This is a genomic window from Microcystis sp. LEGE 08355, assembly GCF_015207185.1.
GTDB lineage: Bacteria > Cyanobacteriota > Cyanobacteriia > Cyanobacteriales > Microcystaceae > Microcystis > Microcystis panniformis.
Map to the genome: position 1 here is coordinate 1 of NZ_JADEXI010000012.1, position 23,847 is coordinate 23,847.

12 protein-coding genes and 2 pseudogenes are annotated in these 23,847 nt (G+C 43.5%); 1 reads left to right on the plus strand and 13 read right to left on the minus strand.

The features are described 5' to 3' along the window. Window positions 1-152: pseudogene (locus IQ242_RS01205) on the minus strand (shikimate 5-dehydrogenase); the annotation flags it as partial. Window positions 153-558: 406 nt separating this feature from the next. On the opposite strand from IQ242_RS01205, the gene IQ242_RS01210 reads away from it, so the two are divergent. Further along, window positions 559-1,086: a hypothetical protein gene (locus IQ242_RS01210; protein WP_002798966.1), complete on the plus strand. Its 528-nt coding sequence runs from the start codon at window positions 559-561 to the stop codon at window positions 1,084-1,086. A 41-nt stretch (window positions 1,087-1,127) separates the two neighbouring features. Here IQ242_RS01210 and IQ242_RS01215 read toward each other — a convergent pair whose 3' ends face one another. The 12 genes and pseudogenes from IQ242_RS01215 to IQ242_RS01270 all read right to left on the minus strand — a co-directional run. Continuing rightward, window positions 1,128-1,907, minus strand: a complete 780-nt coding sequence (locus IQ242_RS01215; RefSeq protein WP_193958739.1) for a pentapeptide repeat-containing protein — start codon at window positions 1,905-1,907, stop codon at window positions 1,128-1,130. 546 nt (window positions 1,908-2,453) lie between these two features. After that, window positions 2,454-5,540 (minus strand): annotated as a pseudogene (locus IQ242_RS01220) (efflux RND transporter permease subunit); the annotation flags it as partial. 54 nt (window positions 5,541-5,594) lie between these two features. Beyond that, window positions 5,595-6,950 (minus strand): efflux RND transporter periplasmic adaptor subunit, encoded by a 1,356-nt coding sequence (locus IQ242_RS01225; RefSeq protein ID WP_193958740.1) that lies wholly within the window; start codon window positions 6,948-6,950, stop codon window positions 5,595-5,597. Between the two features lie 60 nt (window positions 6,951-7,010). Continuing rightward, window positions 7,011-8,312, minus strand: a complete 1,302-nt coding sequence (locus IQ242_RS01230) for an MFS transporter (protein ID WP_193958741.1) — start codon at window positions 8,310-8,312, stop codon at window positions 7,011-7,013. Between the two features lie 48 nt (window positions 8,313-8,360). After that, entirely contained in the window at window positions 8,361-9,992 is a 1,632-nt protein-coding gene (locus IQ242_RS01235; protein WP_193958742.1) for an FAD-binding oxidoreductase, read from the minus strand. An 80-nt stretch (window positions 9,993-10,072) separates the two neighbouring features. Next, a complete protein-coding gene (locus IQ242_RS01240) occupies window positions 10,073-10,678 on the minus strand; it encodes an isoprenylcysteine carboxyl methyltransferase family protein (protein ID WP_193958743.1) in 606 nt (201 codons plus the stop codon). 12 nt (window positions 10,679-10,690) lie between these two features. Beyond that, window positions 10,691-11,866: a type III polyketide synthase gene (locus IQ242_RS01245; RefSeq protein ID WP_193958744.1), complete on the minus strand. Its 1,176-nt coding sequence runs from the start codon at window positions 11,864-11,866 to the stop codon at window positions 10,691-10,693. Between the two features lie 47 nt (window positions 11,867-11,913). Beyond that, window positions 11,914-13,233 (minus strand): NAD(P)/FAD-dependent oxidoreductase, encoded by a 1,320-nt coding sequence (locus IQ242_RS01250; protein WP_193958745.1) that lies wholly within the window; start codon window positions 13,231-13,233, stop codon window positions 11,914-11,916. Between the two features lie 28 nt (window positions 13,234-13,261). Beyond that, entirely contained in the window at window positions 13,262-17,224 is a 3,963-nt protein-coding gene (locus IQ242_RS01255) for a type I polyketide synthase (protein WP_193958746.1), read from the minus strand. 40 nt (window positions 17,225-17,264) lie between these two features. Continuing rightward, a complete protein-coding gene (locus IQ242_RS26610) occupies window positions 17,265-20,726 on the minus strand; it encodes a type I polyketide synthase (RefSeq protein ID WP_255520584.1) in 3,462 nt (1,153 codons plus the stop codon). Window positions 20,727-20,745: 19 nt separating this feature from the next. Next, a complete protein-coding gene (locus IQ242_RS26615; RefSeq protein ID WP_255520585.1) occupies window positions 20,746-22,824 on the minus strand; it encodes a type I polyketide synthase in 2,079 nt (692 codons plus the stop codon). Between the two features lie 195 nt (window positions 22,825-23,019). Next, the coding region (locus IQ242_RS01270) for an acyl carrier protein (RefSeq protein WP_193958747.1) at window positions 23,020-23,847 on the minus strand (828 nt) is incomplete at its 5' end.

Below are 23,847 nucleotides of genomic sequence, written 5' to 3' on the forward strand. Positions count from 1 at the left end.
TCTCTTTGGAGACTGTCAAATTTTTGATCCATATCTCTTTGGAGAGAGTCAATTTTCTGATTAACATCTCTTTGGAGATTGTCGATTTTACTCTCGATCCTTGTCAGGACAGATTCGAGAGAATAGGTAACGGTTTCGCTAGTTTGTGTCATAATTAAAACCCTCTGGTCGATATAGCCAAATATAATTAGGTTATGCTGAAACAGTTTTTCGTGGGGGTGGGGTGTCGGGTGTGGGGTTTTAGCCATTTTCAGGTGGTCAATTACCCAATGTTCAGGGAAAAAGTACCTGAATTTTCCCCCCTGATCACTCCAATGGCTGGCACTTTTTGAGGGCAAAAAAGCCTAAAGATATTATCCAACAAAGTTTTTAGATTTATTCAGCCAGCCCTAATTATTCCCCTATTGCCTATTGCTAGGAGCCAAGGACGATTTTGCTACCGGAAAATTTTCAATTGTGGCCAGAGATCGATCGTGGTAATTTAAGAAAGCGATCGGGGAACTCTAACAGGGAAGATCCCGACCCTAGCCAGGGAGTGTCTGTTTAACTGTCTGTCCTATGTACAAGTCTATTACTGTTTTAACGCTGCTGACGGGAATTATCGCCGTTGATGTGGTTTTTGCTCAATCCACTGTTAATCTTCCCATCACAGTTAAACGGGGAGAATCCTACGAAGGATTATTGACTAGAGCATCGCAATTAGCAGAGAAAACTATCATCAGTCGTTTTAATCAACAACAGGGTCTTAATAAAATTGATTTATTGATAACGGCCGAAAAATCAGGGGCGATCGCACCTCTCCTCTCGGTGAAGGTATCCCGTCAAGATTGGTTTGGCCATCCCAATATTCAACGCTGGGCTAATGTTTTTCCCTTTGGCAAAGCTCTCCTCGGTTTTAGCTCTCCCGCACCCGTCGTCACCCCGAAAAGTCCCCCCGCTGCCGTTAATCCCACGCCATCTCCAGCACCATCTCCTAGTGCTACCACTCCTCCTCCTCCCCCTGCTTTACCCTTCGAGGATGAGCCGAATAATGCTCCCCCAATCCCCATTCCTAACCAAAGATTAACCACTCCAGCTAATCGTTAATTGATAGGAAAAGGAGGGGCTTTCGGCAGACATATTGACTTTTAAGTGGCAAAACGGGGCTGAAACCAGTCTAGGGGAAAAATATCATCTTCTTGGGCGGTTTCTGTCCAACCAGTGACGCTCTCAAAACAAGTCCCCGTCAAGTTAGCACCCCTCAAGTCCGCTCCCTGTAGATTTACCTCTTGTAAACGCGCTCCCGCTAGATTAGCACCCGCTAAATTAGCCCCGCGTAAATCACTACCCGTCAGACGTGTCTCGCTAAAATTAGCCCTTTCTAAATTGGCCCCTTGAAAGTCCACCTCTTTAAGAAAAGAGCCGCTAAAATTGGCTTCCCTTGCGGAAATCTGACGACATTTAGCGCCACTTAACCGCGCCTCTTGCAAATTAGCCCAATTGAGATTGACTTTATCTAGGGTTGCCTCCAAGAGATTAACTAAGCATAAATTCGCCCCGCATAAATTCGCCCCGCATAAATTCGCCCCCCGGAGATTAGCATGGGAAAGATCCGCCCCACTTAATCGCGAGTTACGCAGGTTTGCCTGTACCATAAAGGCCCCGGTGAGATTGGCTTTGGTTAAGTCCGCTTCCACTAATTGCGCTTGACTTAATTTGGCATAGGTTAAATTCGCCCAATTCAAACTCGCTCCCCGCAGATTTGATTTAGTCAGAAAAGAGCGACTCAAATTAGTTCCGCACAAATTGGCCGCCGCAAAATTGACAGCGATTAGAGTCACTTGTTGTAGATCTAGACTCATCAAGTCAATGGCTAAAAAATCTCGCTCTCCTTGTTCGTAGAGTCTTAGTAACTGATTAACTTTCATCTCCCTTCTTCTACTTATAAGATGGTGGTTAAGAAGTAATCAACAAAAGCACCTAAAAACTTTGTCCGATAACTCACTCTGCTTTTAGATGAGCAATTTACGAGGCCCTCCTTTGAGTTTATGTAAAGTTTTTTTTCGATTTTTTAAGAGAAGATAACCCGAACAGCAAGTTAATTTTCATCATAGTTAAATAGCTTGGCTAAAACAGTTGGACTGGTTTTTCCAATTCTACCCCAGTCCATCGGCTAATTAGTATCTAACACTACTCTTGTTAAAAAACTTATCTATTGTTGAAACTCGATTATATTTAACCCAGCTAATTCTCCGTATTTTCTCGGATCAGGGCGGTGGAGCCGAGAGGACTTTCAGGATATTTTTACCCAAATCATACTAAATCCGGTTATTAAAGACTGATTATCTATTGCCCCTTTTGCCTATTGCAAGAGTGCTTTTTGCCTGTCCTGATATGTAGCCTATACTCAACGGATTTATTATCAATAGAGACGTTGCTAGACAACGTCTCTACAAAAGTGGTATTTAATCAAGCTACTCAGAAACAGACAGAGGGGAAACCTTGTGGGCTTGAGCGAGATAGTACCATCCCGACGGGACAAATACCAGTGCGCTTAGGGTGGTTCCGATCACCCCGATGGAAATACAGATAGCGAGGGGTTCCCAAAAAGCGCCGCCGTAGAGAAATAATGGCACAAATCCCGTCACGGTGGTTAAGGTGGTGGTGAGAATGTGACGGGTGGAAGCAATGACCACTTCCCGGATTGCCTTTCGTTGGCGTTGAAGATGGGGAGGTAAAGCTTGTAAAGCCGCTACCACGACAATAGAATCATTAACGGAAACCCCAACTAAGCCGATAGTGCCTAAAATGGACATGAATCCTAGGGGATATTCAAATAACCAGAGGGAAAATAAGGCTAGTCCAATTGAACTAATACCGACGACAGTAACTAGAGCAGCAAGACGGAAGGAGTTAAAAGAAAGAACAAGGGTTGATAGCATTAGAATCGCCAAGACTCCCACACTAGCAATTAGATTAGCCACAGCTGTATCTCTTTCTTCTTCCTCTCCGCCAAATTCGAGCCGATACCCTGACGGAAGGGAAAATTTGCCCGATTCTAAGTTTTGGCGAAATTCGTCTAAAACCGTTGCAGCGATCGCATCAGCTTGAACATAGGCCTTCACCGTATTAATTCGCTTGCCATTTCGTCGAGGAATCGTGGCTAATTCGGGGAGAAAATCAAATTCTGCCACGGAGGAAAGAGAAATATTCGCCCGTTCAGCAGTGGCGGAATTACCGAGAATATTTAAAGAGGCAATTTGTGGCAGTTGCTCGCGATCGCGATTAGCGACTCGGACTCGTACGGGTAATTCTTCCGTTGCTTCTAAAATCGAGCCCCCCACAGAACCCTCTAAAAGGTTATCCAATTGGCTGGCGATCGCCGCATTATCCAAACCAATCAGTCGAGCTTTTTCTTCATTAATTTTTAAGGCTAATTTAGCTTGAATTTCACTTAAATCAGCAACAGAATAGGTTATTTCGGGTATTTTTGCCAGTTCTTCCCGTAAGGACTCGCCAATTTTCCTTAACATCTCCAATTCTGAGCCATAAACCCTAATTTCGATCGGGGCGCCCACCGGTGGCCCCTGTTCTAGGGGGCTAACTAATACCCTTGCCATCGGTAGAGCTTGACTTAATTGTTTTTGTAAGGTTTCGATCCATTGGGGATCATCAGAAACTTGCCGAAGTTGAATCAATGCTTGGGCAAAATTAGGAGAGTCTTTGATGCCATCGGAGAGATTATAGTAGAAGGGGGGAGCATTACGCCCTAAAAACCAGTGAACTTCCCCAATTTCTCGATGATCTAGCAGTATTTTTTCAGCTTGAGCCACTTTTACCTGAGTTACTTCTAGGTTTGTGGTGGGGGCCAGTTCGATTTCTAGGGTTAACTGATCTCGTTCTGCCGGCGGAAAGAATTCTTCTGGGAGAGTGCCAGCGACAACAAAGCCAGTAATTGGGATAATCAAGCCAATAACCAGACCTAATACGGGAAAATAGAGAATTAACCTCAAAATTTGGCGATACAAACCCGTTAGGAGCGGTAAATTAATTCCCGTATCCCACCAATGGGTTTTTGTCTGGTGCGAGCGATGAGTCAGTTGATATAAACGTAAACTGAGGACAGGAATAATCGTTAGGGACAAAATTAGAGAACTAACCAAGGCTAAGATCACTGTTTGGGCGATAGTACGCACGAATTCGCCAGTGCCTCCTTGCAAAAGAGCGATCGGCATAAAAGACAAAATCGTGGTTAGGGTAGAAGCTAAGAGGGGAATCCCTAACTGTTTAACGGTTTCAGCAACAATATGTTCGTGAGCTATTCCGGTCCGTAGTCCTTTTTGCAGTTCATCGACAATCACAATAGCGTTATCGATCAAAAGTCCCAAAGCAATAACAATTCCTGTCACCGACATTTGATGTAGGGGAATTTGCCAGAGATTCATACCGGCAAAGACCATCAGGATCGATAAAGGCAAGGATACACTCACCACCAAGGCGGACTGCCATCCCATCATCACAAAAGCTGTCCCCATGACACAGAGTAACCCTAGGATCATGTTGCTGAATAATCCATCGAGTCGGTTAGCCACATAACGATTTTGGGCAAAAATTATCTTGAGGCTAACACCTTGGGGGAGAGAGGGTCGAAACAGGTCTAACTTGGCCTGGGCCGCCGCTGTCCATTCGTCTATGCGTTGCCCCGATTCCATCATAGCGGCCACCACAATAGCGGGTTTACCGTTAATAATGGTTAGTTCTGGTGGTGGTTCTTGAATTCCCTTGGTAACTAGAGCGATATCTCCTAAACGGGTAAATTGTCCCTCATTACTGTAACGAATCGGAATTGCTCGAATCCGAGAGAGTGATTCTAAACTGGTATCGACTTCCAATAATAAATTATTGCGATTACTGCGAAGTTGTCCGGCGGCGACCTTGGCATCACTGGTTTGAATTTGTTGGGCAACTTCGACGGCGGTTAGGCCCAGGGAGGATAATTTCACCGGCTCGATTTCGACTAAAATTTCCTCGGCCGGAACCCCGACTAACTCGACCCTTTCGGTTCCCCAAAGGGCTTCTAATTCATCGAACAGTTCTTGGCCAAGTCGGCGTAAAATAGCGTAATTAGGAGCGGTATCTAGATCCCAAAGGATGGCAGTCAATAAACTAAAGGCTTTACTATATCCTTCTTCGTATAAGGGTCTTTGGGCTTCTGGGGGTAGTTCCGGGATGACATCGGTAATCCGATCGCGAATGCGTGACCAGACGGGATCCACATCAGTCACTTCATCTTTAAGTTCAATATTGACCGTGGAACGCCCTAATTCCGAGGAGGACTCAATCAGGCTAATTTCTTTGATGCTAGAGAGAGATTGTTCAATTTTTTCGGTCACTAGGGATTCGACCCGATAAGGACTGGCACCGGGTAAATTGGTGGTAATGGTGGCACCTCGATTAATTGTTTCGGGATCTTCCATGCGCGGCAAAATTTGAAAGGAAGACAATCCCCAGACAATAATCAGAATTAAGGTCAGAATTAGTAATCTAGGTTTACGTTCAAATTAGTTATTCATTGGAGATTATTAGGGATAATAAAGCTGATTAATGACCGCTGACTACCAAATTTCCACCATTTGCCCGGGTACGATGCGGTGAACCCCTTCGACGATCACCCGATCACCGGAGGTGAGAGTCCCGCGCACCAACAAGCGATCGCCTTGAATCGCTAGAACTTCTAAATCTTGGCGTTTGACGGTAAATTGTCGAGGATTATCGGGATTAGCTTCTCCTAGAACATAGGAAGACCATAATCCTCTCGTGCCTTGTACTAAAGCTTCTGTGGGCAACCAATAGCCCGATTGTGGAACCGATTGAGATAATTCTAGGCTGACCACTTGCCCCGGAATCAGGCCTTGAGTCTGATTTAAACTTAAAATAACCGTGGCGGTACGGGTAGTCGGATCGATTTGGGGCAGGGTTGAAGTGACTTGTCCTGTTACTATTTTGTTACCAATTTTTAAACGATGTTTACTCCCAATTGGTAAGTTTTCGGACTGGTCAATGGGAACCCCGATACGCGCTTCCAGTTTATTACTTTCCACTAAACGAACGATCGGATTACTTGCAGAAACAACAGTGCCAATATTGACGTGAAGGAGGGCAATAGTGCCATCGTAGGGGGCTTGAAGTTGGCTTTTTTCAATCTCTAATTTAATATTCTTCAGTTGGGCATCAAATTGTTCAATAACGGCTTTTTGCAGAGAAATCAATTCGGGACGAGTACCGGCCTTGAGTTCATCTAATTGACTTTGAGCTTCATCAATTCTCGCTTGTTGTGCATTAACATCTGTTTGCACTTCTTCGAGTTGTTCTCTAGTAATTGCCCCTTCTTGATACAATCCTAGCCGTCTTTGGTATTTAGATTGGGCTAAAGCTAATTGTTCCCTGAGATCTCGGACTTTTGCTTGGGCTGCGGCGATACTTTCTTTCCTGGAACCAGCTTGTAATTCTTGGAGTTTAGCCGTGGCTTGCGATCGCTGGGCGATGAGTTCTTGTTTTTGTGCTTCTAAATTGCGTGTATCTAGAGTAGCAATTAAAGTACCTCGGCGTACCTCTTGACCCTCTTGAACCAATAAACTAATTAATTGTCCCGAACGCTCAAATCCTAGTTCACTTGTCCGTTTAGCCACAATATTACCGGTATAACGGCGCGGTTCTTGGTGATGGGTGACAGGACTTAAAGTTAAGGTTCGCACCGGTAAGGCTGCCGTCTTGCTCTTATCGATTGCTAACGAAGCGGTTTCTTTTGAGGTGGTGGATTCAGAGGTGTCTTCTAAGAGGACATTACGCAGGGTAGGATAGGCAAAAACCGAGGTGGCCGCTAGGATACCAGTAATAATTAATCGCCAAGGCAATCGCAGTTTTTTGATAGCAGTTTCTTGCTGTTTAGTGACAGGATTGGGGGAAGTCATAATCTAGTTCCGAATGAGTAGGGTTTTGTCAAGAGTAATAACAGATTAGCGAGGAAAGAACTATTTTTTGATGGCATAAGGCCGTAGGACAAAAGCCGCTGCTAGGGATAATATACCGGCGGACAAAAAGGCAATTTGTACCCCCCAGGGGTTATCAGGAGTTTTCCCGAAAGAAAGGATTAATCCTGTTAGAAAAGACCCCGCACCTTGGCTAAATTGAATTAGTAGCCCCCTAGTTCCAAAAAATATTGCTTCTCGGCCGATTCCCTGTTGCTCCGCATCTTGATCGATAATGTCCGATAACATGGCATTCGGCAGACTAAAAAAGCTGGCTAGGGCTAAATTAGCGATGATTGAAAGGATTAACCAGGGAATCAAAGAATCTTGCCACCAAAAACGACCACAGGCCATGGCAATCATACCCAGACCATCCCAGATTAAAGAACCTTGAAAAACCAGTTTTTTGCCATATTTTTGCGCTAAGGGTAAAACCAGGGTAAATCCAGCCAAGGCACTACCGACGATAATAGTATTAATCACGGCGGCAAAACTTACCTCTCTTTTGAGGAGAGCAATTACTAAAAAAGTCGGAATTACCGAGATAATACTAATCACCATCCACGCCAAAATCATGGTGATCATATAGATACAAAAAGTCCTATTGGTAAAAGCCGCCGTTAAGGTGGTTTTAAAGTTAGGATATTTCCCCTTAGAAGGAGTATATTCTTCTTTTTCTAGCAAGGGCATAGCTAGGGTAATTACCCCAATAAGACTAATAGCAATACCCATTCCCTGAAAGCCATAGCTATCAGTTAACCAAGGGGCAATAATCCCACCAATGGTGGCACCAACTAAACCAAAAATTCCGATTTGAGTTGATAATTTAACCCTTCCTTCTGGGCTTTTAGCGAGAGTAGGCAACCAGGCTAAATAGGGAACATGGTAGGATGCCATACCCACATAAAACACCCAAAGCATGGTGACTAAATAAATAAAGTAAGTGGTTTGATTTAAGTTATTAGGGGGATTAAACAACAGGATAAAACCACCAATTAAAGGGACTAAACTGGCCAGTATAAATGGTCTTCTTTTGCCCCAAGGACTCCAAAAGCGATCGGAAAAATAACCGACTACTGGCTGCACAAAAGCCCCAGCAATACGGCTAATCATTATCGCTATTCCCACTAAAGCAGAGGGCAATAAAATGGATAAGTTATAGTCATTGGGAATGCCGGGGTCGTAGCGATAGATTAGCATGGTTAGAAGGGCATTATTAACGATAAAGTTACCAAACCAACCAGTGATATACGGAAGATAATCTATTCGGAGATGTTGCCATTTGCTAGAAGTGCTAGAAGTCATTAGAATTGGGGGAGAGATGGACAGTTAGCAGTAGATTGTTAGGCTTATTTAAAGAAATTCGTAGCGACCGGGTGAGAGAATGTGATTGGGATCCAAGCTGTCTTTAATTTTCTGGATTAAGCAACTATAATCGTCTTGGGCTGCGGGTAAACTATTCATAGAGTGGGTACTAAGACGGTAGGGATAATAGCCTTGATTGATCAATTCTGCCAACATTTCATCGTGACAATTTAAGGCTTTTTGGTCTTCGCCTTCTAGCAATCGATCATAAAAAATGGCAGCATTGATGTTGATATTGCGCTCGGTAACACAGTTAATGCCGATATTAGGTTCATAACCATATTTTTGAGCAATGCTGCTGATAATATTGAGAGCATTTCTGAGATGATTTCCCAGAAAAGGAACAGCGGGAACACACCAAATCATGCCACAGGCATCCAGATCTAAATTCAACCTATCGGTGGGAGGCGTTTTTTTGCGCCAATAGGCCATCTTCAGCACTTTTTCGGTAATCATTCCTCGTTGGGGATTTTTGTGATAAATTAAATCCACCTTGTCCTTAATTTCCACACCAGTAAATACTTTAAAAATGGGACTCATTTTGCTGGCCATTTTGAACTTATTTTCATCAAAAAACATAAGTTTATTGACAATTCCTTTCAAGGCTTTTTCAATTAGTTTTCTTTCGACTTTTCCCTGTTCTGGTGAAGCCGAATATAAAGCACCTTCTCCTATCCAAACACCGCCACCCCATTGATGACTTAATTGTTCTAATAAATCGGGGGGTAAAGGAGTTTTTTCTTGGCATTCCTGCCAGGGATATTGTTGTTGAATAGACAACATTCGGTAGTTATTATTAATGTGGAAGGTCGTTTTAATTACCCCTGCCATTTTCAGTTGACGTAGTTTATCGATCAATAACTCTAATTTATTTTCCTGATCGATGCTATAGAAAAAAGCCTGAAAATATTCAGGATATGGCGTTAACCAAAAAGTCATTTTTGTGACGATTCCCAGGTTAGATTGGGTAAAAATTCCATCAAAATAAGGACCGACTCCCCAACGATTGACCGCCCCTATTTGGGAGTTTTCAAAGCGATTAAATCCCGTATGAACACATTCACCGGTGGGCAAAACTACTTCCATTCCACAGACATGATTAAAGCGATCTCCCAAAGGTCCTTTGGCTTCACCTCGTTCGAGAATATTGCCAATAATACTAGAATCAGGAGTCGAACCGGTGACACTCATTAATAATTTATTGCCATTTTTTTGCAAAAAATCGTAGAGTTGTCGCTGAGTAACACCCGCTTCAATAGTTACATAAGCTAGGGTTTCATTGTAATCCAAAATCTGATTTAATCGACTCAAATCCATTAAAACCGAACCAGTGCAGCTAGGAACTCGCGAACCATAACCCCAATTTTTACCTGTACTAATAGGATAGACAGGGGTTTGATAGCGATTAGCAATTTTTAGAGATTCTTGGACTTCTTGACGATTACCTGGGCGAATAATTGCCGGGATTTTAGCATGGGTTTCGTAGGTAGCGGTCTCGGCTTCTAGGCGTTTTTTGTTATCGGTGCTGACATATTCGGAGCCTAATAAATTTTCCCATTCTTGTAGAGCGTTAGTTAAATTGTCGCTAATAATATTTTCGGAAACAATTAGAGAGTCCATAGTATTTTTTTTCTCCTTGAAATTCAGGTATGAGGGGTAATTAAAGGGCCGTAGGGAACCGGCCCTGCTATCCGTGGCAATTAACTTTTAAGCGGTTGCTGTTTGCGAGAGAAAATTGCGCTAAAACTAGGAATAAAACGGGGAGTATTGGCGAAAACTGCTTGATAATTGGTGTCTTGACTTAAAGCTTCTTCTTCAGCCGGAATGCGTTGGATTAATAACCAAGCATTCAGGAGACTAAAGACTATAGATGTCAGATAAGCGGTATGAAACAGGGGAACCACCGCTAATTCCGTGATCATGGCCCACCAGTTAGGATGACGGATATATTGATAAATGCCATTGTCGATCACGGGTGTCTGAGGAACCGTGACCACCTGATGAATCCAGCGATCGCCTAAAGCTTCAATGGAGGCATAGCGGAGCTTTTGAGCTAAAAAGGTAGTAATTAGGGAAAATAAAGCCAATGCTGGCATAAAAGGTCGATCGAGCAGATAAACTTCCCCGATCATGCAAAGCATCCAGCTAGATTGGAAAATCTTGACGAATCCCACATAATTAGAACTATGCAGTTTGCCACCTTCCGCTAAGACTTTGGCCATATTCTGTTTACTCAGACGAGTAACGCGCACTCGTTGGACAATAATGTAACTAATCAGGGCAATGAAAACTATTTGGCTTAACATCCTTAAATATCCTTAGAATTGAACTAAAATGGCTTCTTGAGCAAATCCGGGACCCATGGAAATTATTAATCCGTAGGAACCCGTGGGAGGATGGGGACGGGAGAGGGTTTCATCGAGAATGCAGAGGATAGTAGCAGAGGCAATATTGCCAATTTCCGCCAAAATATCCCAACTAACCTGTAAAACATCCGGTTCTAACTGGAATTCTTCAACTATTGCATCGAGAATCTTTGGACCCCCCGGATGCACCATCCAACAGACAATTTCCTCGAGGGAAACTCCTGTTTTTTCCAGTAAAGATGTCACCGCTTTTCTCACCCCACCCTTGACGTAATCAGAGACTTCTGGGCGAAGAATTTGGCGAAAACCGTAGTCTGTTAAAGGTAATGCCATTAAATGCTCTGTGTGGGGCATTAACAGCGATTGAGTGCCGATAATCTTCAGTTTTGCTTTACCTTGCTTGACTAAGGGATGTTCATCTCCCGCTAAGAGAACAGTACCGACTCCATCGCCAAATAAAGCCGCTACCACAAGGGTCATAATGATATTGCTATATTGAGACGGATCTTCGGGTAATTGTCCCAATAATTCCGTTAAATCGCTATGAATTGACCCTTGCCAAAGGCCAGAGGAGGGATCGGTGGTAAACAAAATCGCTGCTTCGGTGGGATGTCCTTGCAGATAATCGTTTACTCTGGCTAATCCTTGGGCGCCTCCCAAACAGCCGACACCCGATAACGCTTGCCGCTTGATATCGAGGGAAAAATCTAGACGATTGAGGAGTAAACTTTCTAGGGAAGGAACGGAAGGAAGAACAGTAACGGAGGTAACTAGGGAGATTTCTTTGGGAGAAAGAGCGGCTTTTTTGAGCAAATTAGTTACTGTCGATGTTACTAAATCCATAGTTAGATCGACCATTTGACGAAAGGGTTGGGCGATTCCGGGAGGATTATCGGCATCGAATTCATCTAGGGGAATGGTGAAGTATCGCCCTTGAATTTTGACATTACTGAAAAAACGATGAATTTGTTCTAAATCAAAAAAGGTTTGTTCCTGGAAGTCGAGATGATTTTCTCGGCAATAATCTTGAAGAAGATTAGCACAATGATTTCTGATATTGACTTCTAGAACTTCTTGGGGATAGTAATGTTCTGGAAAACCGGTAGCTGTCTCAATAATGTAGGGCATTGGAGTTAAGAGAGAGGGATTTCAGGGGGGGAATTATCCTGGGAGATTTAAGCCAGTAATCGGCGAGCCAATCCTTGGGCTTGGCGTATATAACCCAATTTGTCAATCACTAAGGAGTGAGTACCGCTATGGTGTTTATTGTCGGCGCTTAAATTGGAACTAATTTGACGTTTTAGCTTTTCAAATTTATAGACAAACCGGGATTTTTTATCCTGAGCTTGTAGATAAGCGGCCACTAAATTACTTTGTTCTTCAAATACTCGCCAGTGGGTGCCAGTGGGATGAACCATTCCGATGACAAACAGGTTATTTTCCTCTGGGTGAAAAACATTCATATAGAGGTTGGGCTGGGTGGTTCCTTCTTGCCAATTTAAATCCGATTTGTCAATAAAAGAAAATTCAATTTTGTAACCAGTGGCGTAGATAATCAGATCAATTTCTTCTGTACTGCCATCGGCAAAAATAACATTCTTTCCGTCTAATTCTTGGATATTAGGCTTATGGGTGACATCTCCATGCACATAATAACGATAGATTTGTTGGTCACTGTTGGGAATAATTAGACCGTTACTTTTACAGTCTGTCGGAATATTGAGTTTTTTGAGATTAACTCCTTGTAAGAATAGAGCTATTGGGGATAATAAAGCCATCATTTTCATGTGTTCTTGGGCTGGAATTAGATTCATGATTGGCGTGTTAATCATCACCCATTCTGGGGGCAAACCGAATAAAAATTTCGGCATACAGAGAAAGCCACGGCGGGTACTATGGAAAGTTTTACTGCCATTAATAGCCGCTTCGACGACTAAATCCATGGCTGATTGTCCCGCTCCAACTACTAGGACTTTTTTAGCATTTAGTTGAGCGGGATTATCATAATCTTTTGAATGGATAATTTCCCCGTCAAAATGCCCAGAAAATTGAGGAATATTCGGTTTACTATGATAACCACTAGCGATTAAAACCCCTCGGTATCGTCTGGTTTCTTGGTTGCTAAGGGTGACATCCCAAAAGTTACCCGCTTTTTTTACTTTCTCCACGCTGAGATTAAATTCCATGAAATCATAGAGATTGAAATGAGCGGCATAATTGCGAAGATATTCATAGACTAACCGATGATTGGGATAATCTGGGTAATCTTTTGGCATGGGAAAATCGGAAAAAGGTTGTGTGGTTTTATGACCAATCAGATGTGTATTTTTATACATTGGACTATCGGGACGATCATAAATCCAAATACCCCCAACATCCTGGGCAGATTCGATAACATTAAAGGGAATTTTGGCTTTGCTTAAGGCTCTAGCCGCCGCTAATCCTGCGGCACCAGCCCCAATAATACAGTATTGCTCTTTGTAATCTAAAGTCATGATTTTTCTCCCTTGAATAATTGGTTAATTAGGCAGTCATTTGTTCAGGAAACTCTCGTAAACTTTGGCAAATTATTTTCATAATTTTCTCCGTATGTTGATTGATAAAGAAATGTCCTCCTGGTAAGGTATGCAGGACAAAATCTTGATTGGTTTGCAGTTGCCATTGTTGTAATTGATCGGCAGAAACCTTGGCATCGTTGTGGCCTCCAAAAACGGTAATAGGACAATTTAAGGGTTGACCTTGTTGATAAGAATAGGTCTCTAGGAGTTTGAAATCTGCTCGTAAAATTGGCAAAAAAGCCGCCATTAAATCGGGATTTTTGAGGAGAGTTTCTGGGGTTCCTTGAAAATGACCTAAAGCTGTTAAAAATTGCTCATCTCCCAGACGATGAATGGGTAAATCAGGATTGACAATTTGAGGCGCTCGAAATCCAGACATAAATAAATGTTGGGGTAGATTTTGCCGAGTTTTAGCCAATTCTCTGGTTAATTCAAAACTGATTAAAGAACCCATGCTATGACCAAAAAAAGCATAAGGTTGGTCTAAATAGGGAGTCAGAATCGGAATGAGACGATTAATCAGGGATTTTAGCGATGTAATCGCAGTTTCCTGAAGACGCGTTTCGCGTCCGGGTAGTTGAATCGCCCAAAATTCCACTTGCTTGGGGCAGTAATTCAGCCAATTTTGGAATACGGAGGCACCCCCACCAGCGTAGGGAAAACAAAATAGACGAATGCGGGCGTTAGGATTAGCTTGTTTGCGAATTAGCCAAAGTTTCGGATCATTAGAGATATTTTCGGCTTTAGTCGTCTTGATTGGTTTTTTCTGTTTTGAGGAGAGAGGAGTTTTGTTGCTAGTTGCAGGTTGGGAGTTTTGGGTGATTAAGTTGAATATTTGCGGTAAAAACTGCTCAATACTCAATCCCGCTAGGTATTCCACGGGAACAATAATTTTTAAATCCTCCTCTAGTTGACGTCGTAATTGACTGGACATGAGAGAATCTAAGCCTAAACTAGAGAGCGGTTGCTTGGTATGTAGCTTGACCACGGATAAACCAGTAATCTGTTCTAAAACACCGATAATGTAGGTTTCTAGTTGTTTAAGCTGTTTCTCTGCGGGTGTGGCCAACAGAGAGTCAAGGGTAATTAGATGACCAGAAGATGATGCGGTGGTGGTTTTGACAACTTCTCGCGGTTGCGGCGGTGTTTCTAGGAGATATTTCGACAATTTAGGCAATAATTGCGCTTCTTCTGCGGTCAAGTCGCCTGTTTTTAGCCAATAACTACTTCTTTCAAAGCTGTAAGTCGGTAAGATACAGGGTTTACTGTCTTGATTGGCCGTTATCTCTTGCCAATTCAGGGCGAATCCCCGCAGATAAAGCTGACTGACACTCTCGAGGATCTGTTGTCGGTCAGAGGTTTGACGACGCAAACTGGGCAACCAAAGACAAGAATAATTTTTATCCAGTAGGCTGCCCATGGCCGATAAAACGGGATGAGAGCCGCATTCGACAAATAGCTCATAACCGTTGTCCAGTAAGGTTTTTATCCCATCGGCAAAGCGAACAGAACACCGGAGATGACGACACCAATAATCGGGAGTAGTGACCTCAAAATTGACTAAGTTGCCATTAAGGTTAGAAATTAAGGCTCGTTGGGGGGGATGATAGGTGATAGTTTCGGCAATTTGCCGGAACTCGTCTAAAATCTCCTCCATCAGAGGGGAATGAAAAGCTTGAGAGACATTTAACCGGGTAATCTTCAGATTTTTGACCTGAAGCTGTTTTACTAGGGTTTCTATGGTCTCTGCAGCACCGGACAGGACAATATTATCCTGACCATTAATAGCGGCAATAGCGACCTGAGATTGATAGGGGGCAATTAAGGGACTAATTTCAGCTTCACTAGCCGAGATAACGACCATTGAACCACTTTTTCCCACAGAATCCATCAATTTAGCCCGATAGAAGACTAATTTTAAGGCATCTTCTAAACTAAAGACTCCAGCAACACAGGCGGCCACATATTCCCCTAAACTATGACCCATAACTCCATGGGGGGCAATTCCCCAGGATTCCCAGAGTTTAAAAAGGGCGTATTCGAGAGCAAATAGGGCAGGTTGGCTGTAAAAAGTTTGATTGAGATGATTTTCTTGGTCAATAATCTCCGTTAGGCAATAGTCGCCATATTGACGGAGAATCTGATCACAGCGATCGAGTGTTTGACGAAATAGAGGATAGGATTGGTATAGTTCCTTTCCCATACCGGGGTATTGAGAACCCTGTCCCGGAAAGAGAAAGGCAATTTTTGCCCGATTTTTGCCACTAAATTCACTTTTTTGGCGAAAAGAACTCGGTTCACCTTGAACGAAAGCGGTTAATTTTTCTTGAAGTTGGCAGTGACTAGAGACAATACAGGTGAAACGATGGGGTAATTGGGAGCGACTGCGATTGCTAGTAGCACAAATGGAGCTTAAAGCAATATTGTTGGCATTTTCTAGGTAATTTGCGTATTTTTGGGCTAGTTTGATTAAAGCCGATTCGGTCTTGGCTGAGAGGGTGAACAGATAGGGCGATGAATCAGGTGCCGCAGTCGTTTGAGGTTCGTAAGGGTATTCTTCGAGAATAATATGGGCATTAGTGCCATTTAAGCCAAAAGAACTAACTCCAGCTAAACGAGAAGAATTTTCACTAACCCATTCACGGTTTTTAGTCGGAACTTTCAGCGGTTGATTTTCCCAGTCTAGATGGGGTGTCGGTTGCTGGAAGTGGAGATGGGGGGCAATTTGTCGATGTTGCAAGCATAAAATCACCTTCATCAGTCCGGCAATACCTGCGGCCGCTTCTAGATGGCCGATATTGGTTTTGACGGAACCAACCCAAACCGGTTGGGGATTTTTAGCAAAAACTGTCGATAATGCACCTAATTCAATGGGATCGCCCAAAGAAGTGCCAGTGCCATGGGCTTCAATATAGCTAATGTCCTCTGGCTTTACCTGAGCATTTTTTAAAGCCTGACGAATCAATTGTTCTTGACTAAGTTGATTGGGAACTGTTAAACCGCTACTCGTACCGCCATGGTTAACGGCCGAACCTTTAATTAGTCCTAAAATCAAGTTATTATCCCGAATAGCCGCAGATAAAGACTTTAAAACTATAATACCGCCGCCTTCTCCCCGTACATAGCCATTCGCTGTTCTATCAAAGGTTTTACAACGACCGTCAGGAGACAACATCTGGGCGCGGGATTCCATGATAGTAACGAAGGGGGTTAACATTAGGTTGACCCCCCCAGCTAGGGCAACTTCACACTCGTTATTGCGTAAACTTTGGCAAGCTAAATGAACAGCGACTAAAGAGGAAGCACAAGCAGTATCAACCGTTAAAGTTGGGCCATGAAATCCAAAAAGATAGGATAAACGTCCCGAAGCTACACTTTTAGCATTTCCCGTTCCCGTATAGGCATCAATCAGATCGGGATGATGGCTAAAATGGGAGTAATCTTGAGTCATCATGCCGATAAATACCCCTGTTTGACTTCCTAGCCGATTTAAGGGTGATATTCCCGCATTTTCCAGAGCTTCCCAGGCTAGTTCCAGCAGTAATCGCTGTTGCGGATCCATTTGTGCCACCTCCCGGGGAGAAAGACCAAAAAAATCAGCGTCAAATTGATCTATCGGTTGATTTAAGAAGCCACCGTGACGGGTATAGATTTTTCCCCTTGCATCGGGTTTAGGATCGTAATAATTGTCAATATTCCAGCGTTGCGGCGGAATTTCGCTGATGGCATCGGTTCCTGATTGCAATAATTCCCAAAAAGTTTCCGGTGAATTAGCTCCCTGGGGAAAGCGACAGGACATACCAATAATTGCAATTGGTTCATTCTTAGCTTTTTCTAGGGTATGTAGCTTAGTTTTTAAGACCTTAATTTGATTTAAGGCATCTTTTATTAAGCTCATTTGATCAGTTTTGGCAGGTGTTTGTGTCATGGTAAACAGGTTATTTAGATAGGGTTTGAGGTCTGCTTTTCTAACTTAAGGAATTTAACTCCTGTAGCAGTAAATCGGACAATTCTTCTAGGGATAAATCTTCTTCGTTGAGGGGATCAAGATTGCTATCTTGATTTGCTCCTATTGCTAAGGGTTTTAAACTAAAGTCAAGGTCAATAACTTCAGCTACTAGATAATCGACCAAACTGGTCACTGTTGGGTATTTAAAAGTGATAGTTGCCGCCAGAGATTTACCTAAATCCTTGGCTAAACGATTGCGTAATTCCACCGTCATTAAAGAATCCATCCCCAACTCAAAAAAACCTTGGTCAACTTGGGTAAATTCTCTAACCGGAATAGCGAGAATTTCCGCTACAATCCCTTGAACATGAGCAGTCAAAGCCGCAAAACGCTCCTCAATTGGTACTGTCATTAAGACATTAATAAAATTATTGTCTGGGGTTAATTTTGGGGCTGAAAAACTCTGGAAATCTCGTAATAAAGGCGGAATTTTTTGATTCTCGAAACTGTTAAAAAAGCTATTCCAATTGAGAGAAGCGACAGTTACCTGTGTCCGAGAAGTCGTCAGCAATGTTTCGAGGAGATGCAAACATTTTTGGGGATCAAGAGGAGTAAAACCCTGTTTAATTAGCCTTTTTTTCGCTTTTTCGTCTAAATTTTCCGCCATACCACCCTCTGCCCAGGGACCCCAATTAATAGTCAGGGCCGGCAGTCCTTGCGCTTGACGATAATGAGCTAGACTATCTAAAAAGGCATTAGCACTAGCATAATTACTCTGTCCAGAAGACCCTAACACCGAGGCCATTGAGGAAAAATTAATAAACCAGTCTAAATCAACTTCTTGACTGAGGAGATGCAAATTCCAAGCGCCGAGTATTTTGGGGGAAAAGACGCGCTCAAATTTCTCCCAAGTCTGTTTGGATAAGCTGGCATCCTCTAACACCCCGGCCGTGTGAATAATGCCTTTTAAGGGGGGTAACTGTTGCTCGATTATCTCAAAAGCCCGACGCATTTGGCCAAAGTCGCTAACGTCGGCGGCAAAAACTTCTACATTAGTTCCCTCTTGTCGCCATTGGTCTATAATTGGTTGGGTTTCTGGAGTTATTCCCCGGCGACTCAGTAAGACGAGGGATTTTGCTCCTTTTTTCCTTAACCAATTAGCCACTTGCTGCCCTAAGGCCCCTAGACCACCAGTAATAAGATAGGTGGCATTTTCGGCAATTTCTCGGTTTTTTAGCGACGATTTCGGGATAAACCGCCCTAAACGAGCCACATAGCTCCGGCCTTGCCGCCAAACGATTTGATTTTCCTCCTCCGAACTTTGTAAAGATTGGAACACCTCTAGGGCTAAGGTGTGGCTATCCTGAAATTTATCTCCATCTAGACACAGACAGCGCAATTCTGGGTGTTCTAGGGCAATAGTCCGTCCTAATCCCCAGAGGGAACTTTGGGCAAGGGCAATCACTGTGGGCTGAGAAGGAATGTATTGAGCCGATTGGGTGACAATATAGAGGCGAGGAGAGTAATTAACCTCTATTTTGCCTATTTCTTGCACTATTTCCAGCAAAGTTCCACAAATTCGCTCTTGAGTGGCGGCCAGGTTTTGATTATTTTCTAAAGCTTGGTCGTCATCGATTCCCCAGAGATAAATTAGACCTTGATAGGGTTTTTTGAGGAAATATTGCCAAGTCTGGCGATTGTTTTCGGTGATAAGTTGGCATCTATGCCCTTGTTGCACCAATTTTTCGGCTAATTGTTGCCCTACTCCCTTTTTGTCGGCAAAAATTAACCAATCTCCTGTTTCTATCCAATCCATTCCCGTCAAGTCCGTGGCTTGCCAAGTAATTTCGTATAAACTATCCTTGAGGTCGTTGGTCTGGGAAAAGAGGGTTTCTGGCCGGGCCTGTTGAAAAGTTAATCCGTCAATTTGGCTAATTAATTGACCCGATTCGCTGAAAATAGTCAAATCAGCGATTAGGATGCCGTTTTGCAAATTGCTATGGCTGAAGCGACCATGACAGTATATAGAGGTGTCCTTAACTCCCGAAAAGGTCAATCGATCAATATTAGTGGGAAGATAGGTGCTATTCCCCGCGGGAAATAGTGCCGACATAGCGTGAAAGCAACCATCAAGTAAGACAGGGTGTAGCTGGTAATCCACCGCTTGCGGGAGTAGATGGGAAGAAAGTTGAATTTTTGCGACGATTTCGGACTGATTGCGGTAAAGTTGCTGGATAACTCGAAAACTTTCCCCGTAGTTCACTCCTTTACTTGAACAGTCCTGATAATGCTGTGCAATTTCGATTTTTTGGTGACAACGGTTCCGGATATCTGTCCAATTGCAACTGGGTAAGTCCTGGTTTTCATTGGTTAAATTACCGGATAGATGCAGTAGGGAAACTTCCCCTTCCCCAAGACTGAGAATCTGAAATTGTCCCCCCGCTAGTAAGCTTAACTGTACCTTTTTACTCTGGTTGTCTGAGAAAATTAAGGGTCGATTCAGACTCAATTGACCAATAGTAAACTGCTGATTGGGATATTGTTGACCAGCTGCCACTATAATCATCTCTAGATAGGCCGCGGCCGGGAAAACTACCTGGCCAAAAACTTGATGTTCTTGCAGATAGCTCGGAGAGCAGGGAGAAAGAGAGGATTGATAGTGGACATCCTTTGACCCCAATAGATGCAGCGGTTGCTGTAGGAGGGGGTGGAAAGCTGCCGCTACTGTCGGGTTTTTTAGCTGAGAATCAATGTAATCTAACCAATAGCGTTTTCTTTGGAAGGGATAGGTCGGTAAGGGGATTTTTTCGCGTAAATAATCCAGGTCGAATCCATTCCAGTCAATTTTGACCCCTTTTACATAAAGGGTCGCTAAACTTTGGAGCAGGGTTTCCCAATTCGACTGTTTTGGGGATAAACTAGCTAACCAGAGGCCTCGGTCGGGGAGATTTTGCTGACCTAGGCTAATTAAGGTGGTTTTGGCACCAATTTCTAGGAATATTTCCGTATTTAACTCTCCTAATCTTTCTATACCCCGGGCAAACTCTACGGGAGACAGTAGATGATTAACCCAATATTGGGAAGTTGCTATCTCTGCATCGATAACATCCCCAGTCAGGTTAGAAATAAGGGGGAGACGCGGGGAATTATAGGTGATAGTTTCGGCAATCTTGGCAAATTCTCCCACCATACCCGTCATTAAGGGAGAATGGAAAGCATGGGAAACCGCTAAAGTCTGACTTTCAATGCCTCTCTGATTAAAGTTAGCGATTAAATGGTTAATAGCCTCAGTTTCGCCAGAAATGACTGTATTTTCTCGACTATTGACCGCAGCAATGGTACAGATGCCCCTAATCTTCCTGAGATGATTGGTCACGCTGTCGGAATCGGTAAAAATTGCCGCCATTATGCCGTTTTTCGGTAATGTCTGCATTAAGCGTCCCCGATGGGCAATTAACTTCAAACCGTCTTCTAATACCATTTTTCTTTATTCGTGTCCCTCATCCCCTTGCCCCTCTCCCTTTCTGAGATAGGGATTGGGGGTGAGGGCAATTAACCATCTCTGCCATTACTTTAGAAAAATGGTATAAGCTAAAGACTCCCGCTAAACAAGCGGCCACATATTCCCCTAAACTATGACCGATGAGAGCATCGGGTTTCACTCCCCAAGATAACCAGAGTTGGGCGAGGGCATATTCCAGAGAAAATAGGGTAATTTGACTGTAAAAAGTCTGATTAATCAACTGACTGGTTTTTTCGTCCCCATATAACACTTGCAGTAAGGATTTCACCCCATAGCTCCGTAAAATTTCGTCACATTTCTCTAAAGTTTGGCGAAAAGTCGGTTGCGTTTCGTAGAGTTCCCTAGCCATTCCGGGATACTGTGAACCCTGTCCCGTACACATAAAAGCCAGTTTAGGGGCTTTTTTCGAGGTTAAAAGACTTTTTTGACCTGAAAAGCGATTTTCACCCCTAATAAAGTCTTTTAAAGCTTGCTCAAGCTGTTTTTGAGCCAGAAAGGGAATAGCTAAACGATGCTCAAAATGCGATCGCCCAGTATTAGCGGTATAGGCCACATTTGCCATGACCGTCTGGGAATTTTGACCGAAAAAATCGTAGTAGCGTTGAGCTAATTCCCGTAAGGCTGGCTCACTTTTCGCCGAAAGGGTAATTAAATGACAAGGACGTTCTAAATGAGGTTTTTCGTCACCAAGCCGCTCAAAATTGCTTTCCTCCACGATTAAATGGACGTTAGTGCCACTCATCCCAAAAGCGCTCACTCCAGCCCGTCGGACTCCTTCTCTGACCAACCAAGGGGTAAGAGTGGTGGGGATTTTGACCGGCAGTTTTTCCCAGGGAATATAGGGATTAGGGTTCTTAAAATGAAGATTAGGGGCGATTTGCTGATTTTGTAGCTGTAAAACTGTCTTAATTAACGCCGCAATCCCCGCAGCTCCTTCCAGATGCCCCATATTAGTTTTCACGGTTCCCAAAATCAGGGGATTATCTTGGCTATGACCCTGGCCATAAATTTTGCCTAAGGATAAAACCTCGATGGGATCTCCTAAAGATGTACCTGTACCGTGAACTTCGACGTATTGCAGATCTTTAGGTTGAATTTTCGCTCTTTCGAGGGCTTGTCTGAGTAAAGCTTCCTGTGCCTGACCATTGGGGGCGGTTAAGCCATTACTTTTTCCATCGTGATTGACAGCCGAACCGCGAATTTGGGCGAAAATAAGATTGCCATCTCGGAGAGCATCACTGAGACGTTTTAAGACCACGACACCGCAACCTTCGCCCCGACCATAACCATCGGCCGAAGCATCAAAGGTTTTACTGCGACCCTGGGGAGAAACGGCTTTTAATTTACAATTACTAATCGCAGTGGCCGGGGTTAACATCAGATTCACACCCCCCGCTAAAGCGAGATTGCATTCTTGGCCGCGCAGACTTTGACAGGCCAAATGTACTGCCAAGAGGGAGGAGGAACAGGCCGTATCAATTTGCAGAGTCGGACCGTGAAACCCAAATAGATAAGAGATTCTGCCGACGGCAATAGCGCGACTGGTTCCTAAACTGTTGTAAGCATCAATGTGATTGACTACGCCTTGATGAAAACACAATTGGGCATAATCATCGCGAAAAATGCCCATAAATACGCCAGTTTGACTATTAATCAAACTTTCTGGCGCAATAGCCGCATTTTCTAGGGATTCCCAACAGACTTCTAACAGTAACCGTTGTTGCGGATCCATGGCGGCGGCTTCCCGGGGTGAGATGCCGAAGAAAGCCGGGTCAAATTCGTCAACTTTGTCTAAAAATGCCCCTTCCCGACTATACATTTTCCCCGGAACATCGGCATCTTGGTGATAATAATCGGCAATATTCCAACGTTCTAGGGGAATTTCTGTTACTGCATCGATGCCATTAACCAATAACTGCCAATAACTTGCGGAATCATTGACTCCTGCGGGAAAACGACAGCCCATACCCACAATAGCGATGGGTTCGGTTTGCGCTTTGACCATTGCATCGAGGTGTTTGTATTGTTCTAAAAAAGCTTGTTTTTGTTGATTCATATTCCTAACAACTCTTGTCTTGTTATGTCACGTCACTTTCATCTCAGGTTATGCTTGGGAAAAAGTCACGGATAAGCGGGAAAAACCTTGATACTGTCGGGATGGAAAAATTTAGTGGCATAGTCACAATTGTCCCCGTGACTCCGAGGTGGGGGATAGGACAAGGGAAATTAGCTATCCTATCCCCACCAGCGATTAACTAAAGAAGGCAGAGATTTCTTCTTCGGATATTTGGGGTAAAACTGCTAAAATTTCGCTTTTTCCCCGATTATTTGCCGATTCAGCCCCAGTATTGCTTTGATTAATCTGGTTAGCTAAATATTCTGCCAAACTATCAATAGTGGGATAATTCCAAACAATGGTGGCTTCGACGGGGATTCCCGACCAATCGGCAAGATCTTGGGCTAATTCCACGGCAAAAATTGAATCTAAGCCAAAATCAGCAAAAGACTGGCTGGTTTGGATAGTGGCTGGATTGACCTTTAATTTCTGGTGTAACCAATTACCTAACCACGTTTCCACCTTTTCGGGAGTTTGTTGGCTAAGAAGGGACTTTTTCGGACTAGAGGGTATATTTACTCGGTTCTGCGTCGGTTGACTAGCAATTTCGACCAGAGAAGTTTCAGCTTGAGGATGAGTCTGTTTAGCTTCTGGTTCCAACGTCAATAACTCGTCGAGTTGATAATCGGAACCCTCTAGACGTTGTTCAATATCATCAATAGATTGAGTATAATCGAGGATACGATCGCGGATAGTCGCCACCGAAGAAGCAAAGTTTTCTTCGGGTGTTCCCCGGAGAGCTTTCTGCACAGATAAATCAAACTGCAATTGACTCCAAGCTAGGGCATGACTGTACTTTTCCCCGGGGTGAATTTGGGACATTTTCGCTGTTGTTGCTACTAAAGCGGCGTAACAACCCAATTCTCCGATTAAAGAATAGGCCCAAGCTAAGGCGGCAGAACGATCACCCCAGAGATTAGACTGGAGACAACGCTGATTAATAGATTGGGCAGTGGTGTGGAG

What these genes read in the sequence shown, in the direction of transcription:
- IQ242_RS01245 (WP_193958744.1), bottom strand. Translation starts at nt 11,866, where the DNA reads ATGCCCTACATTATTGAGACAGCTACCGGTTTTCCAGAACATTACTAT.
- IQ242_RS01215 (WP_193958739.1), bottom strand. Translation starts at nt 1,907, where the DNA reads ATGAAAGTTAATCAGTTACTAAGACTCTACGAACAAGGAGAGCGAGAT.
- IQ242_RS01225 (WP_193958740.1), bottom strand. Translation starts at nt 6,950, where the DNA reads ATGACTTCCCCCAATCCTGTCACTAAACAGCAAGAAACTGCTATCAAA.
- IQ242_RS01230 (WP_193958741.1), bottom strand. Translation starts at nt 8,312, where the DNA reads ATGACTTCTAGCACTTCTAGCAAATGGCAACATCTCCGAATAGATTAT.
- IQ242_RS01250 (WP_193958745.1), bottom strand. Translation starts at nt 13,233, where the DNA reads ATGACTTTAGATTACAAAGAGCAATACTGTATTATTGGGGCTGGTGCC.
- IQ242_RS01240 (WP_193958743.1), bottom strand. Translation starts at nt 10,678, where the DNA reads ATGTTAAGCCAAATAGTTTTCATTGCCCTGATTAGTTACATTATTGTC.
- IQ242_RS01210 (WP_002798966.1), top strand. Translation starts at nt 559, where the DNA reads ATGTACAAGTCTATTACTGTTTTAACGCTGCTGACGGGAATTATCGCC.
- IQ242_RS01255 (WP_193958746.1), bottom strand. Translation starts at nt 17,224, where the DNA reads ATGACACAAACACCTGCCAAAACTGATCAAATGAGCTTAATAAAAGAT.
- IQ242_RS26615 (WP_255520585.1), bottom strand. Translation starts at nt 22,824, where the DNA reads ATGAATCAACAAAAACAAGCTTTTTTAGAACAATACAAACACCTCGAT.
- IQ242_RS26610 (WP_255520584.1), bottom strand. Translation starts at nt 20,726, where the DNA reads ATGGTATTAGAAGACGGTTTGAAGTTAATTGCCCATCGGGGACGCTTA.
- IQ242_RS01235 (WP_193958742.1), bottom strand. Translation starts at nt 9,992, where the DNA reads ATGGACTCTCTAATTGTTTCCGAAAATATTATTAGCGACAATTTAACT.